Here is a 23,182-nt window from a genome sequence, read left to right on the forward strand (position 1 = left end):
TGCCAGGGAGCCTCCTCGGCGCTGCAGCGCCTGTGGGGTCTCCCAGCCCCGTACTCCCGCAGGATATTGAATAGGCTTCCTTGAATATGCACCGCACGAAGGAAATGCGGTAGCATTTTCGAGGAGTCCTTCGTGCCTTACGCTCCAATCAACAGAGTTAAAATAACAATAACCTTTAACAGAGCAATTATTATATCCTATAAATTTATTTTCTGTCTTATTTTACCCCAAATAGTGAACGAATTGAAGTTTCTCTTAATCATAGCATTTTTTTGGACAAGGCTGAATATGCTTTCTTTAGAGCTAGTCTGAATCAATAAAGGGGGAAGTGAGATGGTCGGATGAAATTCCATGAGATGGAGATAAAACAAGTTGAAAAGGCCTTAGATACCGACTTTTCGTCTGGATTATCACAGGAAGCAGTAAATAATCGGATTGCCAAGCACGGCTATAACGAATTGGAAGAAGGAGAAAAGCAATCTGCTTTGCTCTTATTTTTTAGCCAATTTAAAGACTTTATGGTTCTCGTACTACTCGCAGCAACATTAGTTTCGGGGTTGCTGGGAGAATATATTGATGCAATCGCCATCATTGCTATTGTCATAATTAATGGTTTTCTTGGATTCTTTCAAGAAAGAAAAGCAGAGAAATCGCTTCAGGCATTAAAAGAGTTATCAGCTCCTCAAGTTTCCGTCTTGAGGGATGGATTGTGGATTAAAATCCCCTCCAAAGAAATTGTTGCTGGTGATATTATTAAATTTTCTAGTGGCGATCGGATTGGCGCCGATGTCCGAATTATTGAAGTGCGAAGTTTAGAAATAGAAGAGTCTGCGCTAACGGGTGAGTCTGTCCCCGTTTCAAAGCATATAAATGGTTTGCAAACACCAAATCCCGGAATTGGTGATATGGAAAACATTGCATTCATGGGCACGATGGTTTCAAGAGGGAGTGGGATAGGAGTTGTCATTGCCACTGGAATGAAAACCGCTATGGGCCAAATTGCCGATTTACTCCAAAGGGCCCAGACACAAGATACTCCTTTACAAAGACGGTTAGAACAATTAGGAAAAATCTTAATAACAGTTGCCTTGCTATTAACCGTACTTGTTGTCGTGGTGGGGGTTTTACAAGGAAATGATCTTTATACAATGTTCTTAGCGGGTGTATCACTCGCGGTTGCTGCGATTCCAGAAGGATTACCAGCAATTGTAACAGTTGCTTTATCACTTGGTGTTCAAAAAATGATCAAGCAAAATGCAATCGTAAGGAAACTTCCTGCTGTTGAGACACTAGGCTGTGCATCAGTCATTTGTTCCGACAAAACAGGAACATTGACACAAAATAAAATGACCGTTACCCATTTATGGAGCGGTGGAAATACTTGGACTGTTGATGGTGTAGGGTACCAGCCGCGTGGCGACTTTTACCTGAATAGAGCCCTTGTTCAGCCAAAGAACGAAAAGGCATTGCAGCAGATGCTAATTTTCGGAATGATTTGTAATCACTCAGATCTGGTCGTAAAAGATGACGATATTATTCTAGATGGAGATCCGACAGAAGGCGCACTCCTTGTAAGTGCAATGAAAGCAGGTTTTGACCGCACCAACCTATTAAATGAATTCACAATCATCAATGAATTCCCATTTGATTCAGTAAGAAAAATGATGAGCATGCATGTGAAAGATAAAATGGGCAGGCATTTTATTGTGACAAAGGGTGCTCCTGATGTCATTTTGGGAAAAAGTGAATCGATTCTTTGGGATGGAAAAACCCAGTTTTTAAGTGATAAAGTGCAAAATAATGTTCAGAATGCTATTAATGAACTTGCTTCACAGGCCCTTCGGACGATTGCGATAGCTTTTAAGCCGGTGCAAGCAAATACTGTTATTTTAAGTGAACAGGAAGCAGAGAAAAAGCTTACCTTTATCGGTGTTCAGGGAATGATTGACCCGCCTAGACCTGAAGTGAAAGACGCGGTTAAAGAATGTAAGGAAGCGGGAATTAAAACGGTCATGATTACAGGTGATCATGTGATTACAGCAAAGGCAATTGCAGCTCAACTGGGGATATTAACAAAGAAAAGCAAGGTGCTTGATGGGAATGCCCTTTCTGTCATGTCAGTAGATGAACTAGAAAATATTGTGGATGATGTTTCTGTATTTGCTAGAGTCTCACCGGAACATAAATTAAAAATTGTCAAAGCGTTGCAAAATAGAGGCCATATTGTTGCCATGACAGGTGATGGAGTAAACGATGCACCAGCAATAAAGACAGCTGATATTGGAGTGGCAATGGGTATAACTGGAACAGATGTTGCAAAAGAGGCTTCATCCCTTGTACTGCTGGACGATAATTTTGCGACAATCAAGGCTGCGATTAAAGAAGGTCGTAATATATATGAAAATATTCGTAAATTTGTCCGCTATCTGCTTGCATCGAACGTTGGTGAAATATTGGTGATGCTTTTTGCTATGCTATTAGCCCTTCCTCTGCCCTTAGTCCCGATTCAAATTCTATGGGTGAATTTAGTAACGGATGGATTGCCTGCGATGGCTCTCGGACTTGACCGGCCTGAGGAAGATGTGATGAAACGCAAGCCTCGCAGTCCAAATGAAGGAATATTTGCTCGCGGTTTAGGTTGGAAAGTAATTTCTAGAGGCTTCCTCATTGGATTAGTAACACTGGTCGCCTTCATTATTGTTTATCATAGAGATACTGATAATCTGCAGTATGCGCAAACAATCGCATTTGCAACACTTGTCTTGGCGCAGCTTATTCATGTTTTCGATTGCCGCAGTGAAAAATCAGTTTTGTCACGTAATCCATTTGGGAATCCCTACCTTGTGTGGGCAGTCATTTCATCTCTTGTATTGATGCTGGTTGTTATTTACTATGCACCATTACAGCCAATCTTTCATACCACTGCTATATTAGCAAATGACTGGTTGCTGATTATTGGACTTTCGTCAATTCCAACTTTTTTACTAGCCGGATCATTTTTGTTAAGAAAAACAAAATAAAGTATGTTATAATCCAAAAGGTAATAGGGTTTACTCTATTACCTTTTGGCAGTTTTAGAATAATATTATTATCCTATACATATTTAAGAAAGCTGAGCTCTTTTTCGTGGATTGGATGTGTAAATGATGGTTATTAGTATGACAGGATTTGGAAGAAGTAGGGTGGAGTCAGTAGCCTTTTCAGTGAATGTTGAAGTGAAAACGGTCAACCATCGTTTTTGTGAAGTGAATATTCGGATGCCAAGACAGCTATTAAAGCTTGAAGATAAAATAAAGAAAAAAATAAATCAGCAGCTGCGCCGCGGCAGGGTAGAAGTCTTCATAACAATTGAAGGAGAAGGAAGGATTACTCGCAAAGTCCGCGTCGATTGGAAGCTTATTGAAGAATATCATCTGTTCATCGAGCAAGCGCGCAAAAAATATAATATTGAAGGGAAAGTAACACTTCAGGATTTACTTAATCGGAGCGAATTTATACATATTGAAGAAAGCGATGACGGTAATGAAGAGCTTGAAAGCTTAATCTTGACGGCAACTGAGAAAGCTGTGCTGCTTCTAAAACAAATGCGAATGGCTGAAGGAGAAGAATTAAAAAAGGATTTACTCACTTCTATTTTGCAAGTCGAAATAAATATTAATGAACTTCAAAAATATGCTCCCCAAGTTGTTTCTTCGTATAAAGAACGATTACAAAAGAGGATGCAAGAGTTTGTTAATGGTCAAATTGATGAATCAAAGATTTTAACAGAAGTTGCTATATTTGCAGATAAAGTCGATATTAATGAAGAAATAACTAGGTTGAAGAGTCATATTCAGCAATTTTTAAAGACAATCGAAGAGCAAGAACCTGTCGGTCGGAAGCTTGATTTTCTCATCCAGGAGATGAACAGAGAAACAAATACGATTGGTTCAAAAGCAAATGATTCGAATATTGCTAAAAAAGTTGTCGATATAAAAAGTTTGCTGGAAAAATTGAAGGAACAGGTTCAAAATATTGAATAGACGGTTTAGAATAGCTTCTGCAAGGTAAAAATATATTATTGATGATTGGATGATAACAAGTGATAAAATTAATTAATATCGGATTTGGAAATATCGTATCTGCCAATCGGATTATTTCAATTGTTAGCCCTGAATCTGCTCCAATAAAAAGGATTATTCAAGATGCACGAGATCGAGGATCATTAATTGATGCAACTTACGGCAGAAGAACAAGGGCTGTAATTGTCATGGATAGTGACCATGTCATTTTATCGGCTGTTCAACCAGAAACAGTTGCTAATCGATTATCTGATCATGATGAAATTATTGATGAAGGGTAGGATATTAGAAAATGCAGGAAAAAGGATTACTTATCGTACTCTCCGGACCATCAGGTGTTGGTAAAGGTACGGTTCGAAAAGAAATATTCTCCCATCCAGATACAGCCTTTGAATATTCCATCTCAATGACAACCCGCGCGCCTCGTCCTGGTGAAGTTGATGGGGTTGATTATTTTTTTAAGTCCCGGGAAGAGTTTGAAGAATTGCTCGATCAGGATAAACTTTTGGAACATGCTGAATTTGTTGGAAATTATTATGGAACACCTGTTGATTATGTTCGTGATACCTTGGATGCTGGAAAAGATGTTTTTCTTGAGATTGAAGTAAAGGGTGCCCGTCAGGTTCGGGAGAAATTTCCAGAGGGTTTATTTATCTTTTTAATGCCCCCAAGCCTTTCCGAATTGAAAAATCGAATTGTGACAAGAGGAACCGAAACAGAAGAATTAATTAACAACCGGCTGCTATCTGCACGTGAGGAAATTGAAATGATGGAATTATATGATTATGTTGTTGAAAATAATAAAGTAGAGTTAGCCTGTGAGCGTGTGAAAGCAATTGTAATGGCTGAACATTGCCGCAGGGAACGTGTGGAACATCGATATAAAAAATTGCTGGAGGTTGAATAAAATGTTGTATCCTTCTATAGATTCATTGCTTAATAAAATTGATTCAAAATACTCGCTTGTTTCCGTTGCAGCAAAACGTGCCCGTTCAATGCAACAAAGCCGTGATGAAAGATTACCGAAGTATGTTTCATACAAATTTGTAGGGAAAGCTCTTGAAGAAATCTACAGTGGAGAGCTAACATATCGAATCGCCAAGAAATCTGCTGAATAACATTAAGGATCAATCTTAAATAGAAAAGTATTTAATGAAAGGCCTGACAACACCAGTGTGTCAGCCTTTTTATTTTTCTTAGCAAAATTCAGTGTTGATGGAGCGGACTGCCCGCGGAAAGTGAAGTGCCTGGAGCTCCAATCAACAGGCAAGTAAACCTTTATGAAAAGTTTTTGTAGAAAAACGGCTGAAAAAGGTGAAAAATCGGTAGTAGTCTAGCATAATAAAAGAATAAGTACGAGACTGAAGTGGGGGTATGATGACAATGAAAAAAAGAATATTATTATGTGTAACAGGTGGAATCGCTGTATACAAAGCAGCGGCCTTAACCAGTAAACTAGTTCAGGCTGGATTTGAAGTGAAGGTTATTATGAGTGACGCTGCAGCAAAATTTGTTTCCCCGTTAACCTTTCAGGCATTGTCCCGCAATGAAGTTTACATAGATACGTTTGAAGAAAAAAATCCTAATGTAATTGCACACATTGATCTTGCTGATTGGCCAGATCTTATTGTCGTTGCGCCAGCGACAGCAAATACAATTGCTAAACTAGCAAACGGAATAGCTGATAACATGATTACAACAACATTATTGGCAGCGACAGCTCCCGTTTGGATTGCACCGGCAATGAATGTTCATATGTATGATCATCCAGCAGTGAAAAAGAATATATCGATCTTAGCCGGATATGGTTATCAATTTATCGAACCGAGTGAAGGGTACCTTGCATGCGGGTATATTGGCAAAGGTCGACTAGAGGAGCCAGAGAAAATCGTCCAGTTAATCAATGACCGCTTCTTACAGAAAGATATTTTAAAGCTTAAAGGGAAAACGGTAGTTATTACTGCGGGCCCAACGAGAGAAAAAATCGACCCTGTTCGGTTTATCTCAAATCATTCCACAGGCAAAATGGGATATGCCCTTGCAGAAGCTGCAAAAAAAGAAGGGGCAAAGGTCGTGTTAATATCTGGACCTGTTAATCTAACCGCGCCATCTGGTTTACAATTAGTTAAGGTAGAGAGTGCAGAAGACATGTATCTAGAGGTTTTTAAATACGCAGATGCTGCTGATGTCGTCATTAAAACAGCTGCGGTTGCTGATTACCGTCCAAAAATAACCTATGACTATAAAATGAAGAAGCAGACCGGGAATGCCATTCTTGAACTTGAACGAACGAAAGATATATTGCTTGAATTAGGAAAAATGAAGAAAAATCATGTGCTTGTTGGCTTTGCAGCTGAGACAGACAATGTTGAAGAATACGCAAAGAAAAAGTTACAGGCTAAAAACACCGATATGATTGTTGCCAATAATGTAACTGCTGAAGGAGCGGGCTTTGGATCAGATACCAATATCGTTACGATTTATAAACGTGTTGGGCCAAAAATTGAGCTTCCATTGCTGTCTAAAAGGGAAGTTGCCCAAAGAATAATTGATGAAATAGCAGTGTCGCTGAAGGATTTGGAACCAAATGAAGATCGCTAGCGTAATTGTTGATGTACCAGCTAAACATACAGACAAGACGTTTGACTATCTGATTCCTGAAGAGTGGACGGATACGATTCAGCCAGGGATGAGAGTGATTGTCCCATTTGGACCTAGAAAGATTCAAGGTTTTATTACCGGGATTAAGTCAGAATCTGCTTTTGAAAAACTTCGTGAGATTATTGAACCAATGGACCTTGAGCCAGTCCTTAATAAGGAACAACTAAAGCTAGCTGCTTGGTTGACTGATACGACACTCTGTTTTAAAATTTTTGCTCTTCAGGTTATGCTTCCAGCAGCATTGAAAGCGAAATACGATAAGAAAGTCAAACTTGCTCAAGGAATAAATAAAGAGAATTTACCGGTAAAGCTACATGAATTTTTCAAAAACGAACAATTTTTTTCATGGGAGGATGCTTTAAAGAATGGGTTAGTTCCTATCCTCCAACGAGAAGCGGCTAAAGGTCATCTTGAGATTATTTATGAAGTAAAGGAAAGACTCAAAAAAAAGTATATAAAATTTGTTCAACCCCTTGTAGCAGAAGCAGAATTGGAAGTTGTGATAAATAAACTACCCAAAAGAGCAGAAAAACAGAAGGAAGTATTAAGTTATTTTGTTCAACATCCTGATGCGGTTGAAATGAGAATACTATTAAAAGACTTAAATATTTCTGCCGCTACAGTAAAAGCTCTAGTTGAAAAAAGACTATTAACGGAACAGGATCAGGAGGTTTACCGAGACCCCTATCAAAATAGAGTGTTTGAACGTACGTTGCCATTACCATTAACGAATGATCAGCAAACAGTTATCAAACCAATTTTAAATACAATTGAAAATAACCTTCATGAGGTATTCCTGCTTTATGGGGTAACAGGAAGCGGCAAGACAGAAATTTATCTGCAATCGATTCAAGAGGTTATTGAAAAGGGACAGGAAGCGATTGTTCTAGTTCCTGAAATTGCCCTTACACCGCAGATGGTAAATCGTTTTAAAGGCAGATTTGGAAACCTGGTGGCTGTTTTACACAGTGGGCTTTCAGCGGGTGAAAAATATGATGAATGGAGAAAGATTCAACGCAATGAGGTTAGTGTTGTTGTAGGAGCACGATCAGCGATTTTTGCTCCGTTTGAAAATCTTGGAATTATCATCATTGATGAAGAACATGAAACAAGCTATAAGCAAGAAGATATGCCGAGGTACCATGCAAGGGATGTTGCCATCGAACGAGCTAAAAATTATAACTGTCCTGTTGTACTCGGCAGTGCAACCCCATCGCTTGAATCATTTGCCAGGGCTCAAAAAAGCGTCTATCAGATACTGACTCTTCCAAGGCGAATGAACCAGCAGGCACTTCCAGCGGTTGAAATTATCGATATGCGTGAAGAGCTACGTGATGGAAATCGTTCCATGTTTTCTAGAAAGCTTTTTGAAATGCTTAAAGGAAGAATCGAGAGAAAAGAGCAGACAGTCTTATTTTTAAATAAACGTGGTCACTCTTCGTTCGTCATGTGTAGGGATTGCGGCTATGTCATGAATTGTCCTAATTGTGATATTTCCTTAACCTACCACCGTGTAAATGAACAAATGAAGTGTCATTATTGCAGTTTTGAAGCACCTGTTCCCAAAAGTTGTCCAGAATGTAATAGTGAATATATCCGTTATTTTGGAACGGGAACGCAAAAGGTAGAGGATGAACTGGGTAAGATCCTTCCTGAGGCAAGGATCATTCGTATGGATGTAGATACAACCGGCAGAAAGGGTTCGCATGAAAGACTATTAAAGGATTTTCAAGATGGAAAGGCAGATATACTTTTAGGGACGCAAATGATAGCGAAAGGTCTTGATTTTCCAAATATCACGCTAGTGGGAGTTCTCTCTGCAGATACCATGCTCCATTTACCTGATTTCCGTTCTTCTGAGAAAACCTTTCAGCTGTTAACCCAGGTGAGCGGCAGAGCAGGGCGCCACGAATTACCGGGAGAGGTCGTCATCCAAACCTATACTCCTGAGCATTACAGTATAGAACTGGCCGGAAAACAAGATTTTGACCGCTTTTACCATAGAGAAATGATGGCTCGGAAAATGCATAGTTATCCGCCGTTTTATTATTTATCCTTAATTACTGTTAGCCACGAGGAGTTAATAACTGTAATTTCTGCAACTGAGAAAATTGCAGCCTTTGTTCGTTCACGTATTTCTAACCGTGCTGTAGTCCTTGGACCATCAGCATCGCCTATTCCGCGAATTAACAATAGATATCGCTATCAATGTTTAATCAAATATAAGCGTGAACCAGAGCTATACCCAACGTTAAAGACCATACTAGATCAATACCAGCCAAATGCAAAAAGCGGATTGCTGGTATCCATCGACGTTAACCCCTTTATTTTAATGTAAAATACCTAAATATCGCGGTAATAAAGGTTATGATCATGGTTTTTGGGCGAAAATGATAGCAATAAATTTGATGAAATTAGTTGAAAGAAAGAGCATTACTTTTTTACTGAAAAAAGCATAAATGGAGGAACAGTTTTGGCAATAAAAAAGATTATTACTTACCCGGCAGAAGTTCTCGAAAAACAGTGTAAGCCGGTTCAGAAGTTTGACAAAAAGCTTGGGAAATTGCTCGATGATATGTATGATACGATGATTGAACATGATGGTGTTGGACTAGCAGCACCTCAAATCGGACTTGAAGAGAGAATTGCTATTGTCGATATCGATAATGAATTAGGGACCATTGAAATGATTAATCCAAGAATAATTGAGACCTCTGGAGAACAAAATGGCCCAGAAGGATGCTTAAGTTTTCCTGACCTTTTTGGAGAGGTCACAAGACCTAATTATGTGAAGATTGAGGCCTTCGACCGAAAAGGAAGAAAGTATATACTTGAAGCAGAGGAATTCCTAGCAAGGGCAATTCAACACGAAATAGACCATTTAGACGGGATATTATTCACAACAAAGGTAACCCGCTATCTCGAGGTAGATGAGTTAAAAGGAGTAGAAAGTGAATGACCAAAGTTATTTTTATGGGTACACCTGATTTTTCAGTAAAAGTGCTTCAAAAGATTATAAATGACGGTTATGAAGTGATTGGTGTTGTAACCCAGCCAGACCGTCCAGTGGGAAGAAAAAGAGTATTAACTCCTCCCCCTGTAAAGGCAGAAGCAATGAAACACGGAATTCCTGTCTATCAGCCTGAGAAAATACGTCAGCAAGAAGAATACGAAAAGATTATCAGCTTAGAACCGGACTTAATTATTACAGCAGCATTTGGGCAAATCTTACCGAAGGAATTGTTAGATGCCCCGGCACACGGCTGTATTAACGTCCATGCCTCTCTCCTTCCTGAACTCCGCGGGGGTGCACCTATTCATTATGCAATCATCCAAGGAAAGAAGAAAACAGGAATTACGATTATGTACATGGTTGAAAAATTAGATGCTGGAGACATTTTAACACAGGTTGAAGTTCCTATCACTGAGGATGACAATGTCGGTACACTGCATAATAAGCTAAGCGAGGCAGGAGCGACTTTGCTTTCAGAAACACTGCCCCGTTTACTTGATGGGCAGATCACACCCATTCCCCAAAATAATGATGATGCAACCTTTGCTTTTAATATAAAGCGTGAGCAGGAGAAGATTGATTGGTCAAAGTCTGGGGAAGAAATCTATAACCATGTCCGCGGTTTAAATCCCTGGCCGGTTGCTTTTACACTGCTTGATGGACAGGTATTAAAAGTTTGGAAGACTGAAAAGGTATCTGGGATAACGAGGCAAGAGCCAGGTACTATCTTAAAAAGTGAAACGGATGGAATAACAGTAAGTACTGGAAACGAAACATCAATAATGATTACAGAGCTGCAGCCAGCTGGGAAAACAAGAATGAAGAGTGACGTATTCTTCAGGGGAGCCGGTTCGAAACTAATAATAGGCAGCAAATTAGGAGAATAATGATATGACTTCAACTAGGAAAAATGTGCGTGAAACGGCAATGGATCTTCTCACTGCTATTGAAAAAAACCAATCATACAGTAATTTGCTGTTAAACAAAACGATTGAAAAAAACCAGCTGCCCCAAAAGGATATTGGTTTATTAACAGAACTAACATACGGGACCCTGCAGCGAAGAATGGCACTTGATTTCTTTTTACAGCCGTTTATTAAATCGAATAAAAAATTAGAAAATTGGGTTCTTCATTTATTGAGATTAACCCTTTATCAGATGGTTTATCTTGATAAAATTCCAGATAGAGCGGCTATTTTTGAAGCAGTTGAGATTGCAAAAAAACGCGGCCACAAAGGAATTTCCGGTATGGTAAATGGTGTGTTAAGAAGTATACAGCGACAGGGTTTACCGTCATTGGCTGAAGTGGCTGACTCCATTGAAAGGCTGTCGATTGAAACAAGCCACCCAAAATGGCTTGTTGAAAGATGGGTAAATCAGTTTGGTTTTGAAAAAACAAAGGAAATGTGCGAAGTGAACCTAACTGTTCCTATGCAAACAGCAAGAGTAAATAGAACAAAAACAACAAGAGCTGATTGTATCAGTCTGCTTATTGATGAGGGATATCAAATCGAGGAAAGCTCGGTTATTCCTGATTCAATTAGAGCATTAAAAGGGAATCTGGCCTCCTCTAAGGCCTTTAAGGATGGTTTGCTTTCTATCCAAGATGAGAGCTCGATGCTTGCTGCCTACGCACTCGGGGCTAAGGAAGATGAAATCGTTCTTGATGCTTGTGCAGCACCAGGAGGAAAAAGTACACATATAGCTGAACGCATGGGGAATTCGGGGGAAGTGGTTTCTCTTGATCTTCATGAACACAAAGTTAAACTAATCAATGATAATTCTAAGCGCTTAGGTTTGGATAATATTAAAACAATCGTAATGGATTCCAGACAAGTAGGGGAACACTTTGAAGAAGAGTCCTTTGATCGGGTGCTGCTTGATGCACCATGCACAGGACTCGGCGTAATGAGAAGAAAGCCTGACATGAAATATACAAAAAAAGAACAGGATATATTCCAGTTAAGTAGTATTCAGCAAAATCTGCTAAAATCTGTATCCGCTTTAGTGAAAAAAGGTGGCGTTCTTGTCTATAGTACGTGTACAGTAGATAAAGAGGAAAATGAAAATACAGTCAAGGTGTTTTTGGAGAATAACCCTCACTTTGAAGAGGATGATACATTCAAGAATCGTATGCCTGAAGCAATTCAACCATTGATTACAGGTGGTTTTTTACAAATTTTCCCTCAAGACTTTGGGTCTGACGGATTCTTTATTGCATGCTTAAGAAAGAAGGTGTAACAGGTGGATCAATTAAACACAACTGAGAAGAAAACAACATTGGAAACAAATAAAACTTCTATTTATTCCCTAGAGCTCCACATGTTAAAGGAATGGCTGACAGAGAATGGTGAAAAACCCTTCCGTGCCGAGCAAATATTTGAATGGCTTTATAAAAAAAGGGTGACTTCAATTGAAGACATGAGCAATTTATCAAAGGGATTGCGCGATAAACTTTCAGCGAACTTCGAAATTACTACACTAAAAACAGCAATTAAACAGACTTCCGCAGATGGAACCACGAAGTTCCTTTTTGAACTTCATGATGGTTATTCCATTGAAACTGTCCTGATGCGTCACGATTATGGCAATTCCGTTTGTGTAACAACTCAGGTTGGCTGCAGAATTGGATGTACATTTTGTGCCTCTACATTAGGAGGATTAAAGCGTCATTTAGAAGCAGGGGAAATCGTTGCTCAAGTAGTGACTGTCCAACAGGAGCTTGATGCAACAGACGAGCGGGTAGCCTCTGTTGTAATAATGGGGATTGGTGAACCATTTGATAATTATGACAATATGATGTCATTCTTAAAAATCATTAATCATGATAAAGGACTTACAATTGGAGCAAGGCATATAACCGTTTCTACGAGTGGGATTGTACCGAAAATATATCAATTTGCTGATGAGAATATGCAAATAAATTTTGCTATTTCCCTTCATGCCCCGAATACTGAATTAAGGTCAAGACTAATGCCGATTAACAAGGCTTATAAACTGGATGACTTAATGAAATCGGTAAGGTACTATATTGATAAGACTGGTCGCCGGATTAGTTTTGAATACGGTCTTTTTGGTGGTGTAAATGATTCGGTAGAACATGCGGAAGAGTTGGCAGGGTTGTTAAAGGGTCTAAAATGCCATGTGAATCTTATTCCTGTTAATTATGTTCCAGAAAGAGATTATGTACGTACACCAAGAGATAAGATTTTTGCTTTTGAGAAAATATTGAAAAATCGTGGTATAAATGTAACTATTCGCCGGGAGCAGGGGTCTGACATTGATGCAGCATGTGGACAACTTCGTGCAAAGGAGCGAAAAGAGGAGACGAGGTGACAAAAGTGAAGGCTGTATGTAGAACGGATAGAGGCAGAATCCGACAGAATAATGAAGATAGTGTTGGAACTTTTGTAAATAGAGACGGACATCGCCTTTCCATTGTAGCTGATGGAATGGGCGGCCACCGTGCAGGTGATGTCGCGAGTAAAATGACATTGGCCCATTTACAGGAAATGTGGGAGAAATCTGAAGGAATTAATACAGCTGATCAGGCAGAAGCATGGCTGAAGGCTCATATTTTACAGGTCAATAAGTTATTATTTGATCATTCAAATAACAACATGGAATGTGAAGGGATGGGGACTACAATTGAAGCAGTTATTGCGACCAATCAGTTTTCAACCATTGCTCATGTCGGAGACAGTCGTTGCTATATCTTAAACGATATCGGGTTTCAGCAATTGACAGAAGACCATACGCTAGTAAATGAATTAGTCCGCACCGGACAAATTTCAAAAGAAGATGCAGAGCATCACCCAAGGAAAAATGTCATCCTGCGCGCGTTAGGAACAGAACAAGATATAAAAATTGATATTAAAACAATTATGTTTGAAGAAGGAGATTTTCTTCTTCTATGCTCTGATGGTTTGTCAAATAAGGTAAATGAGAACGAAATGGTTTCGATCCTTCAAAATGATGAATCGCTTGAACAAAAAGCCTCCACACTTATTAATCTTGCTAATGAAAATGGCGGAGAAGATAATATCACCCTTATCATATTAGAGTTCGATGCGGAAATTGAATTAGGTGATGAGAAATGTTAATTGGAAAAAGATTAAGCGGTCGCTATAAAATACTGGAAATGATTGGCGGAGGTGGCATGGCGAATGTCTATCTTGCTCATGATATCATCCTTGACCGTGACGTTGCTGTTAAAATGCTTCGTCTGGATTTTGCAAATGATGATGAATTTATCCGGAGGTTTCACAGGGAAGCTCAATCTGCAACAAGTCTGGCACATCCAAATATTGTTAGTATTTATGATGTAGGAGAAGAAAGTGAACTTTACTACATTGTAATGGAATATGTTGAAGGTCAAACGTTAAAACAATACATACAACAAAATTCACCTATAAGGGTGGAAGACTCTGTAAGGATTATGAGACAGTTGACATCTGCAATCTCTCATGCCCATCAAAATCATATTATCCATCGTGATATAAAGCCACATAATATTCTGGTTGACCGTGTTGGCGATGTGAAAATAACTGACTTTGGAATTGCAATGGCCCTTAGTGCAACAAGTATTACGCAAACCAATTCCGTGTTAGGATCTGTCCACTATTTATCACCGGAGCAGGCTCGCGGAGGGATGGCGAATCGGAAGTCTGATATTTATTCATTAGGAATTGTCATGTTTGAACTTTTGACAGGAAGACTACCGTTTTCAGGTGAATCCGCAGTTTCGATTGCTTTAAAGCACCTCCAATCTGAAACACCGTCTGTTAGAAGATGGAATCCGAATATTCCACAAAGTGTCGAAAATATCGTTTTAAAAGCAACGGCAAAGGACTCCTTTCATCGTTATAGCAGTGTTGAAGAAATGGAAGAAGATTTAAGGACTGCTTTAGACTCGGAAAGAATACATGAACAAAAATTTGTTATTCCAATTGATAATGAAGCAACAAAAGCAATACCCGTAATAACGGATGACCGTCCCCTTCAAAACCATGGTGAAACGTTAGTTCATAGTCAAGATAATAAAGATATTGGAAATGGGAAAAAAACAACGAAAAAGGGCAATAAAGGTAATAAACAGAAAAAAAGAAAAAAATGGCCTATTATTTTAATTTCTACTTTCATAATTTTGACATTATTAACGATTTTCACATTTACAATATTACCTGGATTGCTGACCGCAAAAGACGTAGAAATCCCAGATGTTAGTGGAATGGAATTGGATGAGGCCATTTCTAAGCTTGAATCTGAAGGTTTTCAGATTGGCAAAGAAATTGAATTAAGTGATGAAAAAATGGAAGAAGGCAAGGTTATTAAAACAGATCCTGAAAGCGGCAGTACCGTAAAAGAAAATTCTACTTCACCCATTAACATTTACGTTAGTTTGGGCAAGGAAAAATATGAACTTTCTGATTATGTTGGACGGAACTACAATACTGTTGCCCAGTTTTTGGATAATAAAAAGTTTAAGGATATTAAAATAGATGAGGTTTTCGATGATAGTGAACCAGGAACGATACTTAGTCAAGATCCTGAGGGCGGTCAAAAGGTAGTACCTGAAGAGACTGTGTTAGAGTTAGAGATAAGTAAAGGGCCAGAGGCGATAATCTTAAAGGACTTAACACAATATAGTTTAAAGGGAGCACAGGAGTATGCAGATTCTGTTGGTCTGTCTCTAGCATCGGAAGAAAAATATAATGATCTGGTTCCTGCTGGAAATATCATTTCTCAATCACCTAAACCTGATACTAAAATGAAAAAAGGTGATAAGGTCTCGGTGGTAATATCTAAAGGGAAAGAAGAAAAACCGCCAAAACCTGTTACCAAGGAAATTTCAATTAAATACGAGCCAACGGAACCTGGTCAAGAACAGATGGTTCTCATTTATATTGAGGATATGAATCATCCTAATATGACCGTACCAGCCGATACATTTCCGATTATTTCCGATCAAAAGTATCCGATTGAATTACTCATTCCATTCGGAGGAAAAGCTAAATATATGGTTTTTCTTGATACGAGAGTAATTGCAGAAGAGACAATCTATTATCCCGAAACAGAATAAGGTAAGATAATCTTAATGAAAAATGGGCAAGGAGTGTGGCTATGCCTGAAGGGAAAATTGTTAAAGCGTTAAGCGGTTTTTATTATGTGATTTCTAATGGCGAATTGACTCAGTGTCGCGGGAGGGGTATTTTTCGCAAGAATAAAATCACCCCACTTGTTGGCGACGAAGTCGTTTTTCAAGCTGAAAATGAACGTGAAGGTTATATATTGGAAGTGAAGGATAGAAAAAATGAACTAGTTCGACCTCCAATCGCTAATGTTGATCAAGCTATTCTTGTCTTTTCGGCGGTAGAACCAGATTTTAGTACGACTTTGTTAGATCGTTTCCTAGTCCTGGTGGAATTTAATCGTATAAGTCCGCTTATTTGTATTACCAAAATAGATTTAACTGATGAAAAGCAAATGAAGGCAGTGGTAGAATATGCAGACCAATACAAAGAAATCGGTTATGATGTCCTTCTTACCTCATCTGAAACAGAAACGGGGATTGAGGCGTTAAGTCCGCATATCGAAAATAAAATCTCTGTGTTTGCTGGTCAATCTGGTGTCGGTAAGTCATCACTATTAAATGTTTTACGTCCAGACTTAGATATAAAAACGGATCATATATCCTCTCATTTAGGTAGAGGAAAGCATACAACCCGTCATGTTGAATTAATTACAGTTGGAAATGGCCTAATTGCTGATACACCAGGGTTTAGTTCTTTAGAATTCACGGATATTGAAGCAGAAGATTTACCATTTTGCTTTCCTGAAATAGCGAAGGAAGGTGAAAATTGTAAATTTCGTGCTTGTTTACATATTAGTGAACCAAAATGTGCGGTGAAAGCAGCAGTTGAATCTAAAGTAATTCCTGACTATCGCTATAAGCATTACGTTGATTTCTTACAGGAAATAAAAGAGAGAAAGCCGAGGTATTAATAATGGTGAAGATTGCACCGTCCATACTATCAGCGGATTTTGCAAAACTGGGAGAAGAGATTAAAGCAGTTGAACAGGGTGGAGCGGATTACATTCATATTGATGTAATGGATGGCCACTTCGTTCCAAACATTACAATTGGACCTCTAATTGTTGAGGCGGTTCGTCCGATAACTACACTTCCGCTCGATGTGCACCTTATGATCGAAAACCCTGATCAATTTATTGAAGCGTTTGCTAAAGCGGGAGCGAATTATATAACCGTGCACGTTGAAGCATGCCGTCATCTCCATAGAACGATTCAGCTTATTAAATCATTCGGAATTAAAGCAGGTGTAGTGTTAAATCCAGCCACACCTGTAGATACAATCCAGCATATTCTAGGTGATATCGATATGGTATTGTTAATGTCGGTCAATCCAGGGTTTGGCGGGCAGAAGTTTATCCCTGAAGTCCTTCCGAAAATAAAGAAGGTAAGGGAAGTGGCTGCAGAAAAAGGATTAACAATTGAAATTGAAATTGATGGCGGTGTTAATCCAGAAACCGCTAAATTATGTATAGAAGCAGGTGCAAATGTTCTCGTGGCAGGCTCTGCTATATACAATGAAGAGGATTACACGAAAGCAATATCGTCAATAAGAGGATAAAAGCTTAAAAAGGCCGGCGTTATTAGCTGGCCTTTTGCATATAGAAAAGAGGTACTTTTATGATTATTAATATAATGGCAGGAGGTCCGGAAGAACTTCTGCCTAACTTAAATAAATATAATGGGAAAAATGTATTTTGGGTAGGTGTAGACCGCGGGGTTCACAATCTATTAAAAGCAAATATTAAACCAATGATTGCTTTCGGAGATTTTGATTCGGTCACGGAAGAGGAATTTACTGAGATTGAATCAAAGGTAAATGAAATGAAACTATATAAACCAGAAAAAGATGAGACTGATTTGGAGCTTGCTTTAAATTGGGCAGTCGAACAAGAACCTGATTCCATTCGGATATTTGGTGCCACCGGCGGCAGAATCGATCATTTATTTGCCAATGTTCAATTATTGGTCAATCCAATAATTGAGGGGAAATCAATACCAATCATTTTGATTGATTGTCAAAATATCGTATTTGTCAAAGGTTCAGGAAGCTATAAAATAGAAAAAATGTCAGATAAAAAATATATATCATTTATTCCTGTTACCTTTAATATCAAGGATCTCACCCTTCAGGGCTTTAAATACCCGTTGAAGAATCGTCATATTTCTATTGGCTCCACATTATGTATTAGTAATGAACTTATTAGTGATTATGGTACTTTTTCATTTTCCGAAGGCATATTATTAGTGATAAGAAGTGATGATTAATAGGCATTATAAAAGTGGTACTAATTTCGTTCGTAGGAATAAAATAGTAAGGGCGTACGAGAGAAGTTTAGATGTGTGAGATGGTGAGGAGGGACATTATGAAATTTTATACGATTAAACTGCCGAAGTTCTTAGGCGGACTTGTCCGAGCGATGATTGGTGCATTTAAAAAGAATGATTAGAAAAGAAGAGCCTGGATGCACGCGTTTCTAAAAAAGTTCAAAACCGTTTTAGCACCTATTTAATTAGGTGCTTTTTATTTAATCAAATTTGGGAAGAATAGATATATAGAAAGAGCACCCTAAATTAGGATGCTCGCACATTTTTAAACGCGTTCTACTTTACCGGATTTTAATGCTCTTGCAGAAACCCAAACACGCTTAGGCTTTCCATCAACAAGAATACGTACTTTTTGTAGGTTAGCACCCCATGTACGCTTGTTAGCGTTCATAGCGTGTGAACGTGCATTACCAGATGTTGTTTTTCTTCCAGTTACAACACATTTACGTGGCATAATGATTCCCTCCTTATTACCAAAAGCTTTATACAGCATTTCCGTTATTGTCTAAAGATACTTTAATAATTTATCATACAACCCATTTGAATGCAATAGTGTTTAATAAACCCTTCAAGAAAAATACCTTGACATGCATTTTATTTTGATTCAGTTTATAATAAGTACCAAGTATGACTTTCAAAATACACTTGACTATAGTAAAATGTTTTTAGTCAAGGAGCAATTTCCATAAGGGGGAACGATTCATGTCCATTGAATTAAAAACCAAGTACGGACAAATTGATATTTCAAATGAAGTAATCGCCACCATCGCTGGAGGAGCCGCGATCGATTGTTATGGGATCGTCGGTATGGCTTCAAAGAATCAAATTAAAGACGGTCTTACGGAGATTTTACGTAAAGAAAATTTTACTCGCGGTGTTATTGTTCGCCAGGAGAATGAAGAAGTACATATTGATATGTATATTATTGTTAGCTATGGAACGAAAATTTCCGAGATTGCCCACAATGTGCAATCAATGGTTAAATACACACTCGATAAGACCGTTGGACTTGCCGTTGACTCGGTAAATATTTACGTTCAGGGAGTTCGTGTGACGAACCCGTAAGTTCGTGAACGAACCTCAAGTTAGGAGGAAAGTTTGTGTCAATAACAGCATTAGATGGAAAACGTTTTGCTGAGATGGTGGTTCAAGGTGCGAATCATTTAGGTGCCAATGCAAAAATGGTAGATGCATTAAACGTTTTTCCTGTGCCCGATGGTGATACTGGAACCAATATGAATTTATCTATGACCTCAGGGGCAAAGGAAGTAAGAAATAATGTTCAGGAACATATTGGAAAAGTAGGGATTGCCCTTTCAAAAGGCTTACTAATGGGGGCACGTGGAAATTCGGGAGTAATCCTTTCTCAGTTATTCCGCGGGTTTTCAAAAGCAGTAGAAACCAAAGCAACAATTTCAGGTAAAGAATTTGCTGCTGCCCTTGAGTCAGGTGTTGAAACGGCTTATAAAGCAGTAATGAAACCTGTTGAAGGAACAATTTTAACAGTAGCAAAGGATTCTGCAAAAAGGGGAGTGCAGGCTTCCCAAAAATCAAATGATATTATTGTAATTATGGAAGAAGTCTTAAAAGAAGCCAGGGCATCACTTAAACGTACTCCTGATCTGCTGCCAGTTCTTAAGGAAGTTGGAGTTGTTGATAGCGGTGGGCAAGGCTTAGTCTTTGTATATGAAGGTTTTCTCGCAGTGTTAAAGGGAGAAAAGCTTCCAGAAACTCCAGAACTTCTATCTATGGATGACCTGGTAAGTACGGAGCATCACAAAAGTGTTCAAAGTCATATGAATACTGAGGATATCGTTTTTGGTTATTGTACAGAATTTATGGTGAGACTCGAAAGTGATAAAACCGCAAAGCATCCGTTTAAAGAGGAAGTTTTCCGAAACGACCTTAGTAAGCTTGGCGATTCTTTGCTTGTCATCGCTGATGAAGAGGTTGTTAAGGTTCATATTCATTCAGAACAACCAGGAGATTGCTTGAGCTACGGACAGCGCTATGGCAACTTAATCAATATGAAAATTGAAAACATGCGCTTGCAGCACACAAATATCGTTGGAGAAACTAGCGCTTTAGTATCAACCGCTCCGGCGCCTTCGAAGGAACAGCAAGAATACGGGATTGTTACTGTTTCTATGGGTTCAGGCATTGCCGAACTATTCAAGAGTATTGGCGCTCATGCTGTCATTGAAGGCGGACAAACAATGAATCCTAGTACGGAGGATATCGTAAAAGCGGTCAAAGAAGTAAATGCTAAAAAGGTATTTATTTTGCCTAATAATAAGAATATTATTATGGCGGCAGAGCAGGCTGCAGACGTTTCAGAAGAGGAAATATACGTAATTCCATCTAAAACAGTTCCACAAGGTCTTACAGCTCTTTTAGCCTTTAATCCAAGCGGAGATGTAAATTCTAACCTTGGGACTATGAAAGAGGCGCTCCAGCATGTCAAAACAGGACAAATTACCTTTGCCGTCCGTGATACTCAAATCGATGGTTTAGAGATTGAAAAAGACGACTTCATGGGAATTGCTGAAGGGAAAATTGTTGTAAAAAACAAGGACAAAGGAAAAGTAGCAGAGGAGCTTCTTTCACAGATGTTGGATGATGATTCCGAAATCTTAACCATCATTTATGGTGAAGATGTGAATGAATCCGAAGTAAATTCGCTCGTTCAATTTGTTGAGGATCATTTTGGTGATGTTGAAGTAGAGCTTCATAACGGAAAACAACCATTATATTCTTTTATCTTTGCAATAGAATGAATGCTAAAATAGAAGGGGCAACCCTTCTTTTTTTATGTGGATAAATTGGTTGACATGTAACAGTTATTGTTCGAGGGGGAAGGAATAGTGTTGCGTAGTGTAGCAGAACTTAAACAATCTGTTTCAGTGTTAAAAGGGATAGGTGAAGAAACAGCTGAGAGTTTAGCGGAAATGAAAATCTTTACGGTCGAAGATTTATTGGAGTATTTCCCCTATCGTTATGAAGATTATTCGCTTAGAGATCTAGCGGAAGTAAAGCATGAAGAGAAAATAACGGTGGAAGGAAAGGTTCATAGTGAGCCCTCACTAGCATACTATGGCCGTAAGAAATCTAAGTTAACATTTAGAATGTTTATCGGACAATACTTAATCAAAGTAGTATTTTTTAACCAGCCATATTTGAAAAATAAACTTATTATGAATGAAACAATAACTGTTACAGGAAAATGGGATGCCCATCGGCAGACGATAACTGCCACTGAAATGCAGACGGGGAATAATACAAAGATAAAGGATTTTGAACCTGTATATTCTCTAAAAGGAAAAATAACGACAAAAGGGATGCGGAAATTTATTAGTATTGCCTTTGGGCAATATGGTCAAGCCTTAGAAGAAAATTTGCCGACATCACTAGTGAAAAAATACCGTTTGCTAAATCGGCAAGACGCAATAAGAGCTATGCATTTTCCTCAAGATCCGGAAGCAGTCAAGCAGGCTAGACGTCGTATTGTTTATGAAGAATTTTTATTATTTCAATTGAAAATTCAGGCACTAAGGAAGTTTGAACGAGAACATTCCCCTGGTATTGAACAAATCTATCACCAAACCAAGGTGCAAGAATTTATTCAAGGCTTACCATTCCCATTAACAGGAGCCCAAAATCGCGTCGTCACTGAAATCTTAAATGACCTAAAATCACCGCTTCGAATGAACCGGCTCTTACAGGGGGATGTTGGATCAGGGAAAACAGCCGTAGCTGCAATTGGTTTATACGCCAGTGTAACAGCGGGGTTTCAGGGTGCATTGATGGTTCCAACTGAAATTCTAGCAGAACAGCACTTTGAGTCAATGAAGGCCTTATTTGAGCCGTTTAATGTTCGCTGTGAGCTGTTAACTAGCTCGGTTAAGGGCAAGAAAAGAAGAGAGATTCTTCAAGAATTAGCGGATGGTCATGTTGATATATTAATAGGGACGCATGCTCTCATTCAAGATGAGGTAACCTTTAAGAGATTAGGGTTTGTTATTACGGATGAACAGCATCGCTTCGGTGTTGAACAGCGGCGAGTGCTAAGGGAAAAAGGAGATAATCCAGATGTCCTTTTTATGACTGCTACTCCGATTCCAAGAACGCTAGCGATTACTGTCTTTGGTGAGATGGATGTATCAATTATTGATGAAATGCCTGCAGGCAGAAAGGCGATTGAGACATACTGGGCGAAGCCTGAAATGCTTGAAAGGGTACTACATTTTGTTGAGAAAGAATTGGTCAAAGGTCATCAGGCGTATGTTATATGCCCATTAATTGAGGAATCGGACAAGCTAGATGTCCAAAATGCGCTTGATGTTTACACAACTTTAAGCCACTACTACCATAATCGCTTTAAGGCAGGATTAATGCATGGACGGCTAAGCTCTGAAGAAAAGGATTCAGTAATGAAGCAGTTTAGCAGCAATGAAGTTCAAGTACTCGTTTCAACGACAGTAGTAGAGGTAGGAGTGAATGTTCCGAATGCTACAATAATGGTTATTTACGATGCGGAGAGATTTGGACTATCACAGCTGCATCAGCTTCGCGGCCGTGTAGGAAGAGGCAGTGAACAGTCGTATTGCATCCTCCTTGCAAATCCGAAATCTGAGGTTGGTCAGGAACGAATGAGAATTATGACCGAAACAAACGATGGGTTTGTTTTGAGTGAAAAGGATCTCGAGCTCCGCGGGCCAGGTGATTTTTTCGGGAAAAAACAAAGCGGTATACCGGAGTTTAAGGTTGCTGACATGGTTCATGATTATCGAACCCTTGAAACAGCTAGAAATGATGCTGCACTTATGATCCAGTCGAAGGTATTCTGGTCAGCGCCGGAATATAAATATTTAAGAAATCAACTTGAGGAAACGGGTGTATTGGAAGGCGAAAAACTCGATTAGTTTTTCCAAAGTATGAGGTGCAGATTGTAGAATGATAAATTTATTCTTGCAATCTGCAATTTCTAATTTTATACTACTATTAGTACCTAGTCATAATATCTCGGAC

At 38.8% G+C, this 23,182-nt stretch carries 21 protein-coding genes; 20 read left to right on the plus strand and 1 reads right to left on the minus strand.

The annotated features are described in order from the left end of the window. Positions 1-341 precede the first annotated feature (341 nt). The 17 genes from NSS81_RS20835 to spoVM all read left to right on the plus strand — a co-directional run bounded on the left by NSS81_RS20835 (position 342) and on the right by spoVM (position 18,276). Positions 342-3,020 carry a calcium-translocating P-type ATPase, SERCA-type gene (locus NSS81_RS20835; RefSeq protein ID WP_342430544.1) on the plus strand — a complete coding sequence of 893 codons (2,679 nt, stop codon included), beginning with the start codon at positions 342-344 and terminating at the stop codon, positions 3,018-3,020. A gap of 126 nt (positions 3,021-3,146) precedes the next feature. Further along, positions 3,147-4,022, plus strand: coding sequence for a YicC/YloC family endoribonuclease (locus NSS81_RS20840; protein ID WP_342434097.1), 876 nt, complete (start codon positions 3,147-3,149; stop codon positions 4,020-4,022). A gap of 59 nt (positions 4,023-4,081) precedes the next feature. Further along, on the plus strand, positions 4,082-4,342 hold the full coding sequence (locus NSS81_RS20845; protein WP_342430545.1) for a DUF370 domain-containing protein: 261 nt from the start codon (positions 4,082-4,084) through the stop codon (positions 4,340-4,342). 11 nt (positions 4,343-4,353) lie between these two features. After that, the gene (gmk, locus tag NSS81_RS20850; protein ID WP_342430546.1) at positions 4,354-4,968 is read left to right on the plus strand and encodes a guanylate kinase; all 615 of its coding nucleotides are present in this window, start codon (positions 4,354-4,356) and stop codon (positions 4,966-4,968) included. A gap of 1 nt (position 4,969) precedes the next feature. Further along, positions 4,970-5,179: a DNA-directed RNA polymerase subunit omega gene (gene rpoZ / locus NSS81_RS20855; RefSeq protein WP_342430547.1), complete on the plus strand. Its 210-nt coding sequence runs from the start codon at positions 4,970-4,972 to the stop codon at positions 5,177-5,179. Positions 5,180-5,438: 259 nt separating this feature from the next. Further along, positions 5,439-6,662 (plus strand): bifunctional phosphopantothenoylcysteine decarboxylase/phosphopantothenate--cysteine ligase CoaBC, encoded by a 1,224-nt coding sequence (gene coaBC, locus NSS81_RS20860; RefSeq protein WP_342434098.1) that lies wholly within the window; start codon positions 5,439-5,441, stop codon positions 6,660-6,662. Then, entirely contained in the window at positions 6,649-9,060 is a 2,412-nt protein-coding gene (priA, locus tag NSS81_RS20865; protein ID WP_342430548.1) for a primosomal protein N', read from the plus strand. The genes coaBC and priA overlap by 14 nt, the downstream gene beginning before the upstream one ends. Positions 9,061-9,195: 135 nt before the next feature. Then, the gene (gene def / locus NSS81_RS20870; protein ID WP_342430549.1) at positions 9,196-9,681 is read left to right on the plus strand and encodes a peptide deformylase; all 486 of its coding nucleotides are present in this window, start codon (positions 9,196-9,198) and stop codon (positions 9,679-9,681) included. Beyond that, positions 9,678-10,622: a methionyl-tRNA formyltransferase gene (fmt, locus tag NSS81_RS20875; RefSeq protein WP_342430550.1), complete on the plus strand. Its 945-nt coding sequence runs from the start codon at positions 9,678-9,680 to the stop codon at positions 10,620-10,622. Before def ends, fmt begins: the two co-directional genes overlap by 4 nt. A 4-nt stretch (positions 10,623-10,626) precedes the next feature. Continuing rightward, on the plus strand, positions 10,627-11,976 hold the full coding sequence (rsmB, locus tag NSS81_RS20880) for a 16S rRNA (cytosine(967)-C(5))-methyltransferase RsmB (protein WP_342430551.1): 1,350 nt from the start codon (positions 10,627-10,629) through the stop codon (positions 11,974-11,976). Positions 11,977-11,979: 3 nt separating this feature from the next. After that, positions 11,980-13,071, plus strand: coding sequence for a 23S rRNA (adenine(2503)-C(2))-methyltransferase RlmN (gene rlmN, locus NSS81_RS20885; RefSeq protein WP_342430552.1), 1,092 nt, complete (start codon positions 11,980-11,982; stop codon positions 13,069-13,071). Between the two features lie 5 nt (positions 13,072-13,076). Further along, positions 13,077-13,838 (plus strand): Stp1/IreP family PP2C-type Ser/Thr phosphatase, encoded by a 762-nt coding sequence (locus tag NSS81_RS20890; protein WP_342434099.1) that lies wholly within the window; start codon positions 13,077-13,079, stop codon positions 13,836-13,838. Continuing rightward, positions 13,832-15,817, plus strand: coding sequence for a Stk1 family PASTA domain-containing Ser/Thr kinase (gene pknB / locus NSS81_RS20895; protein WP_342430553.1), 1,986 nt, complete (start codon positions 13,832-13,834; stop codon positions 15,815-15,817). Before NSS81_RS20890 ends, pknB begins: the two co-directional genes overlap by 7 nt. A 41-nt stretch (positions 15,818-15,858) precedes the next feature. After that, positions 15,859-16,740 (plus strand): ribosome small subunit-dependent GTPase A, encoded by an 882-nt coding sequence (rsgA, locus tag NSS81_RS20900; RefSeq protein WP_342430554.1) that lies wholly within the window; start codon positions 15,859-15,861, stop codon positions 16,738-16,740. A 2-nt stretch (positions 16,741-16,742) separates the two neighbouring features. Beyond that, on the plus strand, positions 16,743-17,387 hold the full coding sequence (rpe, locus tag NSS81_RS20905; protein ID WP_342430555.1) for a ribulose-phosphate 3-epimerase: 645 nt from the start codon (positions 16,743-16,745) through the stop codon (positions 17,385-17,387). Between the two features lie 59 nt (positions 17,388-17,446). Next, positions 17,447-18,094, plus strand: coding sequence for a thiamine diphosphokinase (locus NSS81_RS20910; protein ID WP_342430556.1), 648 nt, complete (start codon positions 17,447-17,449; stop codon positions 18,092-18,094). A gap of 98 nt (positions 18,095-18,192) precedes the next feature. Next, the gene (gene spoVM / locus NSS81_RS20915; RefSeq protein ID WP_040204942.1) at positions 18,193-18,276 is read left to right on the plus strand and encodes a stage V sporulation protein SpoVM; all 84 of its coding nucleotides are present in this window, start codon (positions 18,193-18,195) and stop codon (positions 18,274-18,276) included. 143 nt (positions 18,277-18,419) lie between these two features. On the opposite strand, the gene rpmB is transcribed toward spoVM, so the two are convergent. Further along, positions 18,420-18,608: a 50S ribosomal protein L28 gene (gene rpmB, locus NSS81_RS20920; protein WP_256240111.1), complete on the minus strand. Its 189-nt coding sequence runs from the start codon at positions 18,606-18,608 to the stop codon at positions 18,420-18,422. A 248-nt stretch (positions 18,609-18,856) separates the two neighbouring features. On the opposite strand from rpmB, the gene NSS81_RS20925 reads away from it, so the two are divergent. From NSS81_RS20925 to recG, 3 genes are all read left to right on the plus strand, one after another. Further along, entirely contained in the window at positions 18,857-19,219 is a 363-nt protein-coding gene (locus NSS81_RS20925) for an Asp23/Gls24 family envelope stress response protein (RefSeq protein ID WP_342430557.1), read from the plus strand. Between the two features lie 35 nt (positions 19,220-19,254). Beyond that, the gene (locus tag NSS81_RS20930) at positions 19,255-20,931 is read left to right on the plus strand and encodes a DAK2 domain-containing protein (RefSeq protein WP_342430558.1); all 1,677 of its coding nucleotides are present in this window, start codon (positions 19,255-19,257) and stop codon (positions 20,929-20,931) included. Between the two features lie 90 nt (positions 20,932-21,021). Then, on the plus strand, positions 21,022-23,076 hold the full coding sequence (recG, locus tag NSS81_RS20935; protein ID WP_342434100.1) for an ATP-dependent DNA helicase RecG: 2,055 nt from the start codon (positions 21,022-21,024) through the stop codon (positions 23,074-23,076). Positions 23,077-23,182 lie beyond the last annotated feature (106 nt).

This window comes from Neobacillus sp. FSL H8-0543 (genome assembly GCF_038592905.1).
Classification (GTDB): domain Bacteria; phylum Bacillota; class Bacilli; order Bacillales; family Cytobacillaceae; genus Neobacillus.

Bases quoted from the DNA above. Each gene is read 5' to 3' on its own strand.
- spoVM (WP_040204942.1), top strand. From the start codon at position 18,193: ATGAAATTTTATACGATTAAACTGCCGAAGTTCTTAGGCGGACTTGTC.
- gmk (WP_342430546.1), top strand. From the start codon at position 4,354: ATGCAGGAAAAAGGATTACTTATCGTACTCTCCGGACCATCAGGTGTT.
- rsmB (WP_342430551.1), top strand. From the start codon at position 10,627: ATGACTTCAACTAGGAAAAATGTGCGTGAAACGGCAATGGATCTTCTC.
- NSS81_RS20910 (WP_342430556.1), top strand. From the start codon at position 17,447: ATGATTATTAATATAATGGCAGGAGGTCCGGAAGAACTTCTGCCTAAC.
- fmt (WP_342430550.1), top strand. From the start codon at position 9,678: ATGACCAAAGTTATTTTTATGGGTACACCTGATTTTTCAGTAAAAGTG.
- priA (WP_342430548.1), top strand. From the start codon at position 6,649: ATGAAGATCGCTAGCGTAATTGTTGATGTACCAGCTAAACATACAGAC.
- coaBC (WP_342434098.1), top strand. From the start codon at position 5,439: ATGACAATGAAAAAAAGAATATTATTATGTGTAACAGGTGGAATCGCT.
- rsgA (WP_342430554.1), top strand. From the start codon at position 15,859: ATGCCTGAAGGGAAAATTGTTAAAGCGTTAAGCGGTTTTTATTATGTG.
- rpmB (WP_256240111.1), bottom strand. From the start codon at position 18,608: ATGCCACGTAAATGTGTTGTAACTGGAAGAAAAACAACATCTGGTAAT.
- NSS81_RS20835 (WP_342430544.1), top strand. From the start codon at position 342: ATGAAATTCCATGAGATGGAGATAAAACAAGTTGAAAAGGCCTTAGAT.
- NSS81_RS20925 (WP_342430557.1), top strand. From the start codon at position 18,857: ATGTCCATTGAATTAAAAACCAAGTACGGACAAATTGATATTTCAAAT.
- rpoZ (WP_342430547.1), top strand. From the start codon at position 4,970: ATGTTGTATCCTTCTATAGATTCATTGCTTAATAAAATTGATTCAAAA.
- NSS81_RS20840 (WP_342434097.1), top strand. From the start codon at position 3,147: ATGGTTATTAGTATGACAGGATTTGGAAGAAGTAGGGTGGAGTCAGTA.
- pknB (WP_342430553.1), top strand. From the start codon at position 13,832: ATGTTAATTGGAAAAAGATTAAGCGGTCGCTATAAAATACTGGAAATG.
- rpe (WP_342430555.1), top strand. From the start codon at position 16,743: ATGGTGAAGATTGCACCGTCCATACTATCAGCGGATTTTGCAAAACTG.